The organism is uncultured Pseudomonas sp. (genome assembly GCF_913774235.1).
Taxonomy (GTDB): domain Bacteria; phylum Pseudomonadota; class Gammaproteobacteria; order Pseudomonadales; family Pseudomonadaceae; genus Chryseomonas.
On sequence record NZ_CAJYDW010000019.1, the window covers coordinates 124,622 to 138,569 of the forward strand.

16 protein-coding genes are annotated in these 13,948 nt (G+C 66.5%); 6 read left to right on the top strand and 10 right to left on the bottom strand.

The genetic code is table 11. The annotated features are described in order from the left end of the window. The first annotated feature begins 101 nt into the window (after nucleotides 1-101). Both QZ471_RS21155 and QZ471_RS21160 read left to right on the top strand, forming a co-directional pair. A complete protein-coding gene (locus QZ471_RS21155; RefSeq protein WP_059229792.1) occupies nucleotides 102-1,136 on the top strand; it encodes a type IV pilus twitching motility protein PilT in 1,035 nt (344 codons plus the stop codon). Then, entirely contained in the window at nucleotides 1,136-2,278 is a 1,143-nt protein-coding gene (locus QZ471_RS21160) for a PilT/PilU family type 4a pilus ATPase (RefSeq protein ID WP_295467530.1), read from the top strand. Before QZ471_RS21155 ends, QZ471_RS21160 begins: the two co-directional genes overlap by 1 nt. On the opposite strand, the gene QZ471_RS21165 is transcribed toward QZ471_RS21160, so the two are convergent. The 3 genes from QZ471_RS21165 to QZ471_RS21175 all read right to left on the bottom strand — a co-directional run bounded on the left by QZ471_RS21165 (nucleotide 2,275) and on the right by QZ471_RS21175 (nucleotide 5,787). Beyond that, nucleotides 2,275-3,714 carry a UdgX family uracil-DNA binding protein gene (locus tag QZ471_RS21165; RefSeq protein WP_295467532.1) on the bottom strand — a complete coding sequence of 480 codons (1,440 nt, stop codon included), beginning with the start codon at nucleotides 3,712-3,714 and terminating at the stop codon, nucleotides 2,275-2,277. The genes QZ471_RS21160 and QZ471_RS21165 overlap by 4 nt on opposite strands. Beyond that, on the bottom strand, nucleotides 3,715-4,926 hold the full coding sequence (locus QZ471_RS21170) for a putative DNA modification/repair radical SAM protein (protein WP_295467534.1): 1,212 nt from the start codon (nucleotides 4,924-4,926) through the stop codon (nucleotides 3,715-3,717). Between the two features lie 132 nt (nucleotides 4,927-5,058). Beyond that, entirely contained in the window at nucleotides 5,059-5,787 is a 729-nt protein-coding gene (locus tag QZ471_RS21175; protein WP_295467536.1) for a C40 family peptidase, read from the bottom strand. A gap of 227 nt (nucleotides 5,788-6,014) precedes the next feature. On the opposite strand from QZ471_RS21175, the gene QZ471_RS21180 reads away from it, so the two are divergent. Further along, a complete protein-coding gene (locus tag QZ471_RS21180) occupies nucleotides 6,015-6,419 on the top strand; it encodes a TM2 domain-containing protein (protein WP_059229797.1) in 405 nt (134 codons plus the stop codon). Nucleotides 6,420-6,471: 52 nt separating this feature from the next. Here QZ471_RS21180 and QZ471_RS21185 read toward each other — a convergent pair whose 3' ends face one another. The 7 genes from QZ471_RS21185 to gshB all read right to left on the bottom strand — a co-directional run bounded on the left by QZ471_RS21185 (nucleotide 6,472) and on the right by gshB (nucleotide 12,275). Continuing rightward, complete coding sequence (locus tag QZ471_RS21185) at nucleotides 6,472-7,749, bottom strand: dihydroorotase (protein WP_295467539.1); 1,278 nt, start codon at nucleotides 7,747-7,749, stop codon at nucleotides 6,472-6,474. Beyond that, nucleotides 7,746-8,744 (bottom strand): aspartate carbamoyltransferase catalytic subunit, encoded by a 999-nt coding sequence (locus QZ471_RS21190; RefSeq protein ID WP_295467541.1) that lies wholly within the window; start codon nucleotides 8,742-8,744, stop codon nucleotides 7,746-7,748. The genes QZ471_RS21185 and QZ471_RS21190 overlap by 4 nt, the downstream gene beginning before the upstream one ends. Nucleotides 8,745-8,759: 15 nt before the next feature. Beyond that, complete coding sequence (gene pyrR / locus QZ471_RS21195) at nucleotides 8,760-9,269, bottom strand: bifunctional pyr operon transcriptional regulator/uracil phosphoribosyltransferase PyrR (protein ID WP_295467543.1); 510 nt, start codon at nucleotides 9,267-9,269, stop codon at nucleotides 8,760-8,762. Between the two features lie 2 nt (nucleotides 9,270-9,271). Continuing rightward, nucleotides 9,272-9,724, bottom strand: coding sequence for a Holliday junction resolvase RuvX (gene ruvX, locus QZ471_RS21200; RefSeq protein WP_295467545.1), 453 nt, complete (start codon nucleotides 9,722-9,724; stop codon nucleotides 9,272-9,274). Then, entirely contained in the window at nucleotides 9,721-10,287 is a 567-nt protein-coding gene (locus QZ471_RS21205) for a YqgE/AlgH family protein (RefSeq protein ID WP_295467547.1), read from the bottom strand. The genes ruvX and QZ471_RS21205 overlap by 4 nt, the downstream gene beginning before the upstream one ends. Before the next feature lie 55 nt (nucleotides 10,288-10,342). After that, nucleotides 10,343-11,221, bottom strand: coding sequence for an energy transducer TonB (locus QZ471_RS21210; protein ID WP_295468299.1), 879 nt, complete (start codon nucleotides 11,219-11,221; stop codon nucleotides 10,343-10,345). Nucleotides 11,222-11,324: 103 nt separating this feature from the next. Further along, nucleotides 11,325-12,275 (bottom strand): glutathione synthase, encoded by a 951-nt coding sequence (gene gshB / locus QZ471_RS21215; RefSeq protein ID WP_295467549.1) that lies wholly within the window; start codon nucleotides 12,273-12,275, stop codon nucleotides 11,325-11,327. Nucleotides 12,276-12,495: 220 nt separating this feature from the next. Here gshB and pilG point away from each other — a divergent pair, with 220 nt between their 5' ends. From pilG to QZ471_RS21230, 3 genes are read left to right on the top strand one after another with little or no spacing between them, the layout of a single operon-like run. Next, the gene (pilG, locus tag QZ471_RS21220) at nucleotides 12,496-12,903 is read left to right on the top strand and encodes a twitching motility response regulator PilG (protein WP_007161679.1); all 408 of its coding nucleotides are present in this window, start codon (nucleotides 12,496-12,498) and stop codon (nucleotides 12,901-12,903) included. A gap of 40 nt (nucleotides 12,904-12,943) precedes the next feature. Continuing rightward, nucleotides 12,944-13,309: a twitching motility response regulator PilH gene (gene pilH, locus QZ471_RS21225; RefSeq protein WP_007161680.1), complete on the top strand. Its 366-nt coding sequence runs from the start codon at nucleotides 12,944-12,946 to the stop codon at nucleotides 13,307-13,309. Nucleotides 13,310-13,358: 49 nt separating this feature from the next. Beyond that, the gene (locus QZ471_RS21230; protein WP_295467553.1) at nucleotides 13,359-13,895 is read left to right on the top strand and encodes a chemotaxis protein CheW; all 537 of its coding nucleotides are present in this window, start codon (nucleotides 13,359-13,361) and stop codon (nucleotides 13,893-13,895) included. The last annotated feature ends 53 nt before the right edge of the window (nucleotides 13,896-13,948 follow it).

Below are 13,948 nucleotides of genomic sequence, written 5' to 3' on the forward strand. Positions count from 1 at the left end.
CCGGCAGGCCTCGGCGTACCGGATGAATGAGTGGCGGTGACCAGGTCAGACCGCCAGTGCTGCGCGGCATTCTACCTGCTTGCTCGACATCTGGGAGTCCCATGGATATCACCGAATTGCTGGCCTTTTCCGCGCGGCAAGGCGCCTCCGACCTGCACCTGTCCGCCGGCCTGCCGCCGATGATCCGCGTCGACGGCGACGTGCGCCGCATCAACCTGCCGGCTTTCGAGCACAAGCAGGTGCACGGGCTGATCTACGACATCATGAACGACAAGCAGCGCAAGGACTTCGAGGAGTTCCTGGAGACCGACTTCTCCTTCGAGGTGCCGGGCGTGGCGCGCTTCCGGGTCAACGCCTTCAACCAGAATCGCGGTGCCGGCGCGGTGTTCCGGACCATTCCCTCCAAGGTGCTGAGCATGGAGGAGCTGGGCATGGGCGAGGTGTTCAGGAAGATCACCGACGTGCCGCGTGGACTGGTGCTGGTAACCGGGCCGACCGGTTCGGGCAAGTCCACCACCCTGGCAGCCATGCTCGACTATCTCAACAACCATAAGTACCACCACATCCTCACCATCGAGGACCCCATCGAGTTCGTCCACGAATCCAAGAAGTGCCTGGTCAACCAGCGCGAGGTGCACCGCGATACCCTGGGGTTTTCCGAAGCTCTGCGCTCGGCCCTGCGTGAAGACCCGGACGTCATCCTGGTGGGCGAGCTGCGCGACCTGGAGACCATTCGTCTGGCGTTGACCGCGGCCGAGACCGGCCACTTGGTGTTCGGCACCCTGCACACCACCTCGGCGGCCAAGACCATCGATCGGGTGGTGGACGTCTTCCCGGCGGAAGAGAAAGCCATGGTGCGCTCCATGCTGTCCGAATCCCTGCAGGCAGTGGTCTCCCAGACCCTGCTCAAGAAGGTCGGCGGCGGCCGGGTGGCGGCCCACGAGATCATGATCGGCACCCCGGCCATCCGTAACCTGATCCGTGAGGACAAGGTGGCGCAGATGTATTCGGCAATCCAGACCGGTGGCGGACTGGGCATGCAGACCCTGGACATGTGCCTCAAGGCGCTGCTGTCCAAGGGGCTGATCAGCCGCGACGCGGCGCGCGAGAAGGCCAAGACGCCGGAGAACTTCTGATGGAATTCGACAAGTTCCTGCAACTGATGGTGGACAAGGGGGCCTCGGACCTCTTCATCACCACGGGCGTACCGCCGTCGATGAAGATCAACGGCCGCATGACGCCGGTCACCAAGGATTCACTCTCGCCGGATCAATGCCGGGCCATCGTGCTGGGCGTGATGAACGAGGAGCAGCGCCAGGAATTCCAGCAGAAGCGCGAGTGCAATTTCGCCATCAGTGCCCGCGGCATCGGTCGCTTCCGGGTCAGTGCCTTCTACCAGCGCAACCTGGTGGGCATGGTGCTGCGTCGCATCGAGGTGAACATCCCCACGGTGGAGCAACTGCGCCTGCCGGAGATCATCAAGAAGCTGGCCATGACCAAGCGCGGCCTGGTGATCTTCGTCGGCGCCACCGGCACCGGCAAGTCTACCTCGCTGGCCGCCATGATCGGCCACCGCAACAAGAACTCGGCGGGGCACATCATCTCCATCGAGGATCCCATCGAATACATCCATCAGCACCAGGGTTGCATCGTCACCCAGCGCGAGGTGGGCATCGACACCGAGTCTTTCGAGGTGGCGCTGAAGAACACCCTGCGCCAGGCACCGGACGTCATCATGATCGGTGAGATCCGCAGCCGGGACACCATGGAGCACGCCCTGGCCTTCGCCGAGACCGGCCACCTCTGCCTGGCGACGCTGCACGCCAACAACGCCAACCAGGCGCTGGACCGGATCATCCATTTCTTCCCGGCCGATCGCCACATCCAGACCTGGATGGATCTGTCGCTCAACCTCAAGGGCATCGTCGCCCAGCAACTGGTGCCCACCACCGACGGCCAGGGGCGCCGGGCGGTGATCGAGGTCCTGCTCAACACCCCGCTGGCCGCCGATATGATCCGCAAGGGCGAGGTGCACGAACTCAAGGCGCTGATGAAGAAGTCCGGTGAGCTGGGCATGCAGACCTTCGACCAGTCGCTCTATGCCCTCTATCGCGATGGCGAGATCAGCTACGAGGCGGCCCTGGCCCACGCCGATTCCGCCAACGACCTGAGATTGATGATCAAGCTGGGTTCGGAAACCGATGCCGACCATCTCAACCAGGTCACCCGTAACCTGACGGTGGACATGGGCGACGAGCCGCCCAAGCGTTTTCGCTAGTCGCTGTCGGCCGCGATGGCCTTGGCTTCGCGCAGCGCGGCGACCAGAGCCTGACGTGCTTGTGCCTGCTGCGTGGCGTCGGGTGTGCGCAGGATGAAGGACGGGTGGTAGGTGGCGATGATCCAGCGCTCGTCCAGCCGCAGCGGTCGGCCCATGAACTGGGCCAAGCCGCGCGGTTTGCGTCTTAGCAGGGCTTCCAGCGCCGTCGAGCCGAGTGCTACCACCACCACTGGCTGGATGTCGCGCAACTCCTGCTCCAGCCAATAGCGGCAGGGTGCTATCTCCGGTCCCGGGGTGACGTGCTTGCGTCTCAGGCCCTGGGGAATCCATTTGAAGTGCTTGACCGCGTTGGTCAGGAACACCTCGTCGCGGTCGAGTCCCGCCTCGGCCAGTGCCGCCATCAGTACCTGCCCGGCCGGACCGACGAAGGGGCGACCCGCCAGGTCTTCCCGGTCACCGGGTTGCTCGCCGAGCAAAAGGATACGCGCCGTACGCGGGCCTTCGCCGGCCACCGGCTGGGTGGCCTTTTCCCAGAGCTCGCAGCGGCGGCATTCGTCCAGGGTGGTGGGTAGCGGGCGTTCGGGTTGGGCACGCTCGGCGGCGATCAACACCTCGCGACCGGACTGCCGGCCGACTGCTTCAGCTTGGGCGAGGCGTTGGGCACCGGCACGCGCTTCGCTGAGCAGTGCCGGGATCAGCGGGCCTTCCGGCAGGTCCTTCCAGAAGCGCGCCGGCATGTTGCCGCGCAGCGTGCGCGGATTGGCGCGGGCCGGATTGAAGGTGCTGCGGTAGTAGGCGCGCCAAAGTTCGTCGCCAGCGTTGCGGTCATCGTCTTCCGGGGTCTGGCGGGCCAGTTGCTGCAGCTCGGCGGGACAGGGCTCCAGCACTTGCAGCGCCTGGCCATCCCAGAGCGCCGCGGCCTCCGGCGTGGCGATCAGCCAGCTGCTGTTGCCCATCCGATCGCAGAAGTGCGGTGCCGCCAGGGCCAGGACGTCATGGGCCGGCTGGTGCCAGGCCACCCAGGCCGGCGGACCGGCGCTGTCGGCGCGCGGTCGGAAGCGGAGGAAGGCATGTACGTGGTGGATCTCGCGACGGATCGCCTTGACCCGGCGCTGCAATTCGCTGCCGTCTTCGTCGCCGGCCAGCATCGCCGCCCGGTCTCCACGGGCGACCCGCCAGAGGACCTGATAGAGCAGGGCCCAGCGATCGTCGCTGCGAAAGCAGGCGGCATAGGTCAGGGCCTCGGCCAGTTGTGGCGGAATGCGCACGGCGCCGCTGGGCGGGGTCGCCACGGCCTCGACCGGTTCATCGAACAGATCGCCCAGCCCGCGGCTTTCCTGCCAGCTCACCTGGGCCGGCGAGATGCCGGCCTGCAGTAGGCGGCGCGCCTCCTGCCGCCAGCCGGCGAAGGTGCCGTCGAAGTTGACCTTGAGCATCTACAGCAGGGCGAGTTGCGCGGGCGGCTCGGCGAGTTGGCGGCGCAGATCGAGGGATTCGGCCAGGCGCGGTTGCGGGCGATAGTCCTGGGTGACGATGAAGGGACGGGCCTTCTCCACGCTGCACCTGAGCCGGATCAGGTCGGCGTAGCGGATGCGCCTTTCCCGTCGCAGCTCCACCAGCCGCTTGGCCGAAAGCACGCCGATGCCGGGGACCCGGGCGATCAGCACCTGGTCGGCGCGATTGAGGTCCAGCGGGAAGATGGCGCGATTGTGCAGCGCCCAGGCCAGCTTGGGGTCCACGTCCAGCGGCAGCTGACCGTCTTCGGTGGGTAGCTCCGCCGCCTGGAAACCATAGCCACGCATGAGGAAGTCGGCCTGGTACAGCCGGTGCTCGCGCAGCAGGGGTGGTGGCTGCAGCGGTACCGTACCCGGGCTTTCCGGAATGGGGCTGAAGGCCGAGTAGTAGACGCGCTTGAGGCGGTAGGCACCATAGAGCGTCTGGGCGGTGTCGAGGATGGTGCGGTCGTCGGTGGCGTCGGCGCCGACAATCATCTGGGTGCTCTGGCCCGCCGGAGCGAAGCGCGGCGCCTTGGCCTCGGCCTCGGCCTCTTCCAGCCCCAGGCGGATGTTGCCCATGGTCTTGCGGATGCTGCTGCCGTTCTTTTCCGGCGCCAGTTTGATCAGGCCGCTCTCGGTGGGCAGCTCGATGTTCACCGAGAGGCGATCGGCATAGCGGCCGGCCTGGGCGATAAGCTCGGGGTCGGCGTCGGGAATGGTCTTGAGGTGGATGTAGCCGCGGAACTGGTGTTCTTCGCGCAGCAACTGGGCCACCCGGGTCAGCTGCTCCATGGTGTAGTTGGAGGAGCGGATGATGCCGGAACTGAGGAACAGCCCGCTGATGACGTTGCGTCGGTAGAAGTCGAGGGTCAGCTGCACCACTTCCTCGGGCGTGAAGCGCGCCCGGGGTACGTTGCTGCTGCGGCGGTTGACGCAGTACTGGCAGTCGTACAGGCAGAAGTTGGTCAGCAACACCTTGAGCAGCGCCACGCAGCGCCCATCGGGGGTGAAGCTGTGGCAGATGCCCATGCCATCGGTCGAGCCCAGGCCGTCCTTGCCCTTGGAGCTGCGCTTGGGCGCGCCGCTGCTGGCGCAGGACACGTCGTACTTGGCGGCGTCGGCGAGAATGATCAGCTTGTCGGCGAGCTCCATCGAGATCTCCTGGACTGTGATTGCATACAGTATCCAGGAAGCGGAGCGTCGTTCAATGGCTTTGCGCCGGGCGGCGCCGAGTGGAGCGACACTCCGCCGGGCGGTAGCGGCCCGGCGGAGCGAGGGGAGGGATCAGGACTTGCGGGTACGCTTGGCGCGCGGCTTGTCGACGACGGGGTCGGCTTCGGCGGCCAGGGTAGTGGGCTGCGGCAGGACGCGCTTGGCGGAAGCGAAACGCTTGGTCCAGTACGGCTTGCTCAGGTGATCGACGCGAACGCTCTCGCCACTGCGCGGGGCATGGACGAAACGGTCGTTGCCCAGGTAGATGGCGACGTGGTCGATGCCGCTGCGCTGACCGGTCTTGAAGAACACCAGGTCACCGGCCTTGAGGTCGCTACGGGCGACCTTGGGGCCCTTGAGCTGGGCCAGCTCGCGGGAGGTGCGCGGCAGCTTGACGTTGTGCACGTCACGATAGACGTAGTTCACCAGGCCGCTGCAGTCCAGGCCGTTCTTCGGGCTGGTACCACCGAAGCGGTAGGGCGTACCGACCAGGTCCATGGCGCGGGTCGCGACCTGGGCGCCGACGTTGCGCGTCGCGGCCTGGGCGGTGGCCTGCTTACGGTGCAGGGCGCTGCTCGCCCGCGCTGCGCGCTTGGCGCGAGCCGCGGAGGCCGCCTGGGTGTGATTGTCGGCAGCGGTGACGTGACGGGCTGCGGGCTTGACGGTTGGTGCGGCGGTAACATGCCGGGCTGCGACCTTGTGGACCGGAGCGGCAGTGCGCGCTGCAGAGTTCTCTTTCGCTTGCGCCGCCACTGGCAGCACAAGACAGGCGGAGAGCCATGTCAGGAGGAATAGACGCATTGTCGTAGGGGTGTCTGAAGATCGAAGCGAGGGATTCTATACCAACCCTGTGGATATTTTGTGCACCTCTCATCAAGAATTTATGTAATTTTTAGCGGAAAGTGAGGTCCCTAGAGCGCCAACCAGTGAGACTCCCTGGGCATTCATCCAGTTTTCGACATAAAATCACGGTGAAGGTAAGGGTGTAGGTAAGGCGCGTCTTTCCCAGTATTTGCGAGGTCGCAGACATGCAGTATCAGGACACCCACAGCAAGGTCATGGGCTATCTGCTGTGGATCTTCGGTTTCCTCGGCGCTCACCGCTTCTACTATGGCAAGCCGGTCACCGGCACCATCTGGTTCTGTACCCTGGGTCTGCTGGGCATCGGCTGGCTGATCGATCTGTTCCTGATCCCGTCCATGGATCGCGAGGCGGACCTACGCTTCCAGTCTGGCTCCCTCAACTACAGCCTGGCCTGGATCCTGCTGACCTTCCTCGGCCTCTTCGGCGTGCATCGTCTCTATCTGGGGAAATGGGTCACCGCCATTCTTTATTTCTTTACGGCGGGTTTCTTCCTGCTGGGCGTGCTTTACGACTTCTGGACGCTCAATTCGCAGATTTCCGAAGAGAATCGTCGGCGCCTGGTGCGCTAGGCCAGTTCGGTCGGACTAAAGAGAAGGGGCTCCGTGGAGCCCCTTCTTGCTTTCACTCCCCGCGATGGTAGGTCGCGCGGCCGCCCACCAGGGTGCGCTCGACCCGTCCTGGCAAGGTCATGCCGTGGAAGGGGCAATTGCGCCCGCGCGACAGCCAGGGGGTGTCCGCCTGGGCGGTGGCTTGCTGGGAGAACAGCACCAGGTCCGCCGGCTGGCCCTTGGCCAGGCGACCCACTGGCAGGCGCAGGGCGTCGGCCGGGCCGGTGGTCAGGCGTGCCAGTAGTGTAGGCAGGTCCAGCAGGCCGTCGGCCACCAGGGTCAGGGCCAGCGGCAACAGCAGTTCGACGCTGCTGATGCCCGGCTCGGTGGCGGCGAAGGGTGCCAGCTTGGCATCCGCCTCCTGGGGCTGGTGATGACTGGAGATGGCACCGATCACCCCATCCCGTACCCCGGCGCGCAGGGCATCACGGTCGCGCGCGGTACGCAGCGGCGGCTTGACGTGATAGAGGCTGGAGAAGCCCTGCAGCGCCTCGTCGGTGAGCAGCAGCTGATAGAGGGCCACGTCGGCGGTCACCGGCAGGCCGCGGGCCTGGGCGGCAGCGATCATCTCCACCGCGCGGGCGCTGGTGAGCAGGCCGAAGTGGGCGCGCACGCCGCTCTGCTCCACCAGCAGCAGGTCGCGGGCCAGGGCGATGGTTTCGGCGGTCTCGGGAATGCCGGTGAGACCCAGGAAGCTGGCGGTGGGGCCTTCGTGGGCCAGACCGCCGTCGGCCAGGTCGGCGTCCAGGGCGTTGAAGACCACGGTCAGGTCGAAGGTGGCCGCATATTCCAGCGCGCGGCGCTGTACCCGCAGATTCTCGAAACGCTGCAGGCCGTTGGTGAAGGCCACGCAGCCGGCATCGCGCAGGGCCATCAGCTCGGACAGCTGCTCGCCGGCCATCCCGCGGGTCAGGGCGCCGATGGGGTTGACGCGGACATGGTCCGCGGTACGCGCGCGGTCGAGGATGAGTTCGGCCACCGCGGTGGTGTCCAGCACCGGGCGAGTGGTCGGCGGGCAGCACAGGCTGGTCACGCCACCGGCGGCAGCGGCGCGGGTTTCGCTGGCGACGTTGCCCTTGCGGGTCAGGCCCGGCTCGCACAGGGCGACGTCCAGGTCGACCAGGCCCGGCGCCAGGATCAGGCCGCTGGCGTCCAGCTGCTCGGCGGCCGTGAAGCCCCCGGGGGCTTCGCCGATGGCGAGAATGCGACCCTCGTCGATATGGACGTCGCCGACCTGGTCGAGGCCGGTGGCCGGGTCGATCACCCGGGCATTGCGGATGCTCAGGCTCACTGGGCATTCTCCTGTAGCTGACGCTGGGCCGTCTGCCCGCTCATGGCCATCGACAGCACCGCCATGCGGACCGCGATGCCGTAGGTGACCTGGTTGAGGATGACCGACTGCTCGCCATCGGCGACCGCGGATTCGATCTCCACGCCCCGGTTGATCGGGCCTGGATGCATGACGATGGCGTCGGGCTTGGCCCGTGCCAGCCGCTGGCGAGTTAGGCCGAACAGCCGGTAGTACTCGCCTTCGCTGGGCAGCAGGCCGCCCTGCATGCGCTCGCGTTGCAGGCGCAGCATGATCACCACGTCCACGCCGTCCAGGCCCTCGGCCAGGTCGGTATAGGTGCGCACGCCATAGAGATCCTCGAGACCGACCGGCAGCAGGGTGCGCGGGGCGATCACGCGGATGTCGCGGCAACCCAGGGTGCGCAGCGCCAGCATGTCGGAGCGGGCGACCCGCGAGTGCAGGATGTCGCCGACGATGGCCACCGACAGGTTGGCGAAGTCGCCCTTGTGCCGGCGGATGGTCAGCATGTCCAGCATGCCCTGGGTGGGGTGAGCATGGCGGCCGTCGCCGCCGTTGATGATGGCGACGTCGGGGCAGACGTGCTCGGCGATGAAGTGGGCGGCGCCGGAATCGGCATGGCGCACCACGAACATGTCGGCGGCCATGGCCTCCAGGTTGCGCAGAGTGTCGAACAGCGTCTCGCCCTTGCTGGTGGAGGAGGTGGAGACGTTGAGGGTGATGACGTCCGCCGACAGCCGCTTGGCCGCCAGTTCGAAGGTGGTGCGGGTACGGGTGGAGTTCTCGAAGAAGACGTTGCACACCGTCTTGCCGCGCAGCAGCGGCACCTTCTTCACCGCCCGGGCGCCGACCTCGAGGAAGGAGTCGGCGGTATCGAGCAGCTCCGTCAGGAGTTCGGCGGGCAGGTCATCGAGTGACAGGAAATGGCGCAATTGGCCCTGGGCGTTGAGTTGCAGCGAACGCGTGGCGTCGGTCATGGCGGCGGATCCAGGTCAGGCGGCGGGGACGTCGCGGTATTCGAGGGCGAGCGGCGTGGGGCCGGTCAGCTTGACGCGCTGGGTGGGCGCGAGGCTCAGGGTGGCCCCCACCACGTCGGGCTGGATCGGCAATTCGCGGGCATTGACGTCGAGCAGGCAGACCAGGGTCACACTGGCCGGACGGCCATAGTCGAAGAGTTCGTTGAGCGCCGCACGCACGGTACGGCCGCTCATCAGCACATCGTCCACCAGCACCAGGTGCCGGCCATCGACCTCGAAGGGCAGCGCCGAGGGGCGCACCTGGGGGTGCAGGCCCTTCTGGGTGAAGTCGTCGCGATAGAAGGACACGTCCAGGCTGCCCAGGGGGGTATCCAGGCCGAGTTCGGCCAGCAGGGCCTCGGCGACCCAGAGGCCGCCGGTATGGATACCGACGAAGCCGGGATCGGTGATGCCACGACGATCCAGCGACAGGCGCAGGTCGGCGGCCAGCCGCGGCAGCAGCTCGGCGGGAGAGGGCAGGTGCATGGCTACTCCGATTGCGGGCGCGCGGCCCGTTCCAGTTGTTGGGTCAGCCAGCCTTCCAGAAGGAGGGCGGCGGCGAGGGCGTCCACCGGGCGCTCGCGATAGCCGTCGCGCTGGCCGCCCTGCAGGCGTTCGCCCTTGGCGGCATAGGTGGTGAGGCGTTCGTCATGGGTGTGCACCGGCAGACCATAGCGGCCGTGCAGGCGGCGGGCGAAACGCTCGGCACGCTCGCTCATCTCGCTGGGGGTGCCGTCCATGTTCAGCGGCAGCCCGACCACCAGGGCGGTCGGGCGCCATTCGTCCAGCAGCCGCTGGACCTGCTGCCAGTCGGGCACGCCGTTCTGCGCCTTGAGGGTGACCAGCTCGCGGGCCTGGCCGGTGACGGCCTGGCCGACGGCGACGCCGATCTGCCGGGTGCCGTAGTCGAAGCCGAGGTAGAGGCCCGTGGGCGTGCTCATGCGTGGCCCGCCTGGCGCGACAGCAGGCGCAGGTCGACCCCGAGCAGGGCGGCGGCGCCCAGGCGTTGCTCGCTGGGAGTGTCGAACAGCAGCGCGGAGGTCGCCGGGGTGGTGAGCCAGAGGTTGGCCGCCAGCTCTTCTTCCAGCTGGCCGGGACCCCAGCCGCTGTAGCCCAGGGTGATCAGGTGGCGGGCCGGGCCGCTGCCGTCGGAGAGGGCGAACAGCACGTCCGGCGAGGTGGTCAGGCTCAGGTCATCGAGTTCCAGGGTGTTCTGGAAGACCGGCCCCGCGTCGTGCAGGACGAAGCCGCGATCGGTCTGCACCGGACCGCCGGCATAGAGGGCGATCTGGGTGTCTTCCAGGGTGGCGGGCACCTCGGGGCGCAGCTGTTCGAGCAGATCGTCGAGGTGCAGGCCGTTGGGGCGGTTGATCACCAGGCCCATGGCGCCGTCGGGGCCGTGGTCGACCAGGTAGATCACCGTCTCGGCGAAATGGGGATCGTCCATCTGCGGCATGGCGATCAGGAGCTGGTGCTGTAGGGTGGTGCTGGAGGTCGGCTTCATGACCGGCAAGTTTCCCGGTTGCGCGGTCCGGCTTCAAGTCCAACGACGCGCGCGGCTATTGACTGGACAGGCGGTCGCCACGCTCGAAACGCCAGGTGCGGATGATCTCCAGCCGGTCGATGTCGGATAGATCGCCGCTGAAGGGGGCGAAGGGTGCCGCCAGGCGGACGATGCGCAGGGCGGCCTGATCCAGCACCGGACGGCCCGAGGATTCCAGCACCTGCACCTCGTAGAGCGAGCCGTCCTTGTTGATGGCCACCAGAAGCCGCAGGCTGCCATAGAGGCGGTCGCGCTTGGCCTGCTCGGGATAGTTGAGATTGCCGATGCGCTCGATCTTGCGCCGCCATTCTTCCTTGTAGCGGGCGCCCTTGTCCTTTTGCGTCGAGGCGGCGTTGATCCGCCAGATCTTCGGCCGCTTGGCGTACTGCTGGCGCTCCTCGGCGAGCTGGGCTTCCAGGCTGGCGAGTTCGGCGGCCTGGCTATCGGCCTCCGGCGCGGGGGCGTCGCGCTGTTCCTGCTCGGGCGTCTCGCGGCTGGGTTCGGCCTTGGTCGGGCGACTGGCGCGGGTGGTCAGCGCCGCCTTGGGCGCCTGGGCGCGATCCGCCGCGGGCTTGCGGGCCGGCGGAGCGGCCTCGCGGATCTCGCTGTCGTGGAAGGGCGCCTGCACCGGCGTGCTCGGCGCCGCTGCCTTGTCCAGGGTACCGCTGCCCTGCTGGTTCTCCTGGGCGAGGAAGTCCGCCTGCTTGGGCGACTCGTCGCTCTTGAAGCTCGCCAGGGTCACCTCCAGGGTGCGACTGATCTGGTTCGGCTCGGGCAGGGAGAAGCCGACGCCCAGGATCAGCACCACGTGCAGCAGGGTTGCCATGAGCAACGTGAAGCCCAGGCGGTCGGCAGCGCGAACCTGGGCGGCGGGGTGCGGAGCGGTGCTGGGCATGGACGGGGTCGGCAAGGGCGAAAGAGGCGCGTTGAGGCTGGCGCCAGTCTGCGGATTGTGTACGGGCTTGTCCATGCCGCGCGTGGCGGCATGGACGACGGCCTTAGCCTGCGCGGTGCTGCGCGATCACCTCCATCAGCCGCTCGGCGATCCGAGTGTCGTAGGCCGCATCGATCTCGCGGATGCAGGTCGGGCTGGTGACGTTGATCTCGGTGAGATGCTCGCCGATCACGTCCAGGCCCACGAACAGCAGGCCGCGCTTGCGCAGTTCCGGGCCAACCGCCTCGGCGATCTCGCGATCCCGCGTCGACAGCGGCTGGGCGACGCCACGCCCGCCGGCGGCCAGATTGCCGCGGGTCTCGCCCTGGGCGGGAATGCGCGCCAGGCAGTATTCCACCGGCTCGCCAGCGATCATCAGGATGCGCTTGTCGCCATCCTTGATGCCCGGCAGGTAGCGCTGGGCGATGATCTGCTGGGTGCCATGGGCCGTGAGGGTCTCCAGGATCACCGAGAGGTTGGGATCGCCCTCGCGGTGACGGAACACCGAGCTGCCGCCCATGCCATCCAGCGGCTTGAGGATGACGTCGCCATGGCTGCGGGCGAATTCGCGGATGATGTCGGCACGGCGGCTGACCAGGGTCGGCGGCGCCAGCTCGGGGAAGAGGGTGGCGAAGAACTTCTCGTTGCAGTCGCGCAGGCTCGCCGGGCGATTGACCACCAGGGTACCGCCCCGCTCGGCCTGCTCCAGCAGGTAGGTGGCGTAGACGAATTCGTTGTCGAAGGGCGGGTCCTTGCGCATCAGGATGACGTCCAGCTCGCGCAACGGCAGGTCGACGCTCTCGCCGAAGGCGAACCAGCGCTCCGGGTCCTGGAAGACCTCCAGCTGGCGACCCCGGCCACGGGCTTCGCCATCGACCTGGTACAGGTCCTGCATCTCGAAGTAATGCAGTGTCCAGCCGCGGGCCTTGGCCGCCCACAGCATGGCCAGGGAGCTATCCTTCTTATAGGAGATGCGTTCGATGGGATCCATGACGATCCCCAGGCGGATACTCATTGACGCTAGACCTCGGTTTTACGTGGGCAAGGCGTCAGAATAGCCCTTCGATCGCCCCGAGTGCCATGCTTGCGCGATCGTCGTGGCGGGCGGGCCGGCGGTCCGCCGCCAGGGGATCTGCGTGGTACGTCACGGTATTGTGTGCTACAAAGAGGCGCCGCCAAGGGGCCCGGATCGACATCATTCACGTTTCATCAGACGATGAGCTGGTAGCTTGAACATGGAACAGTATTCGGAAGGGCTCAAGGTCATGGTGATCGACGATTCGAAGACGATTCGCCGTACCGCCGAGACCCTGCTCAAGAAAGTTGGCTGCGAGGTCATTACCGCCATCGATGGATTCGATGCGCTCGCCAAGATCGCCGATAGTCATCCCCACATCATCTTCGTCGACATCATGATGCCGCGACTGGATGGGTATCAGACCTGCGCGCTGATCAAGAACAACAGTGCCTTCCGTGCGACGCCCGTCATCATGCTGTCTTCGCGTGATGGTCTGTTCGACAAGGCCAAGGGCCGCATCGTCGGCTCCGACCAGTACCTCACCAAACCCTTCAGCAAAGAAGAGCTGATCGGTGCGATCAAGACCCACGTCCCCAGCTTCACGCCGCTCGAACAGGCGTCCTGAGCGTTCTGGGACGGGTGATTCAATCTAGTAGGAAATTTTCATGGCTCGAATTCTGATCGTCGACGACTCTCCGACCGAGATGTACAAGCTCACCGCCATGCTCGAGAAGCACGGGCATCAGGTGCTCAAAGCCGAGAACGGCGCCGATGGCGTCGCCCTGGCGCGCCAGGAGAAGCCGGATGCGGTCCTGATGGATATCGTCATGCCGGGCCTCAACGGCTTCCAGGCCACGCGCCAGCTGACCAAGGACGCCGAAACCAGCCATATCCCGGTCGTCATCGTCACCACCAAGGACCAGGAGACCGACAAGGTCTGGGGCAAACGCCAGGGCGCCAAGGATTACCTGACCAAGCCCATCGACGAAGACACCCTGCTGCGCACCCTGGCAGGTGTTTTGCAGGGCTGACGCAATTCGTCCGTCTTTTGCGGCAGCGCCCTAGTGGGCAGGGAATCTCATGAGCGACGCTACCACGCCCTACGAACTCTTGCGCCTGATCGATCTGCGCTGCCGCGAGCGGGCTGCGGGTCTGCCGGCGCAACAGGAAAACCAGCAGACCTGGAGTGGTATCGGCTTCCGACTGGGTGAGCTGCGCTTCGTCATCCCCATGGGCGAGGTCAGCGAGATCCTGCCGGAGCCGCGCTTCACCGCGCTGCCTGGGGTCAAGCCCTGGCTCAAGGGCGTGGCCAACGTGCGCGGTCGCCTGCTGCCGATCGCCGACCTCGGACAATTTCTCGGCGTGAAGATCCAGGCACTGCGCAAACAGCGGCGCATCCTGATCGTCGACCATGGCGACCTCTTCGTCGGATTGGCGGTTGACGAAGTCCTGGGCATGCAGCATTTCGACATCGAGGCCTACCGCGAGCACGACGACAGCGTGCCGCCGGGGCTGCAATTCTTTCTGGAAGGCGTCTTCCAACGCGACGTTCCGTGGCTGGTGTGCAGCCCACGTGCCTTGGTCGAGCATCCCGAATTCATGGACGTCGCGGCCTGAGCCCAGGCTCCGCTGCACGGGTTGCGGGAGCGGGATGGCAGTAGCCATAACCG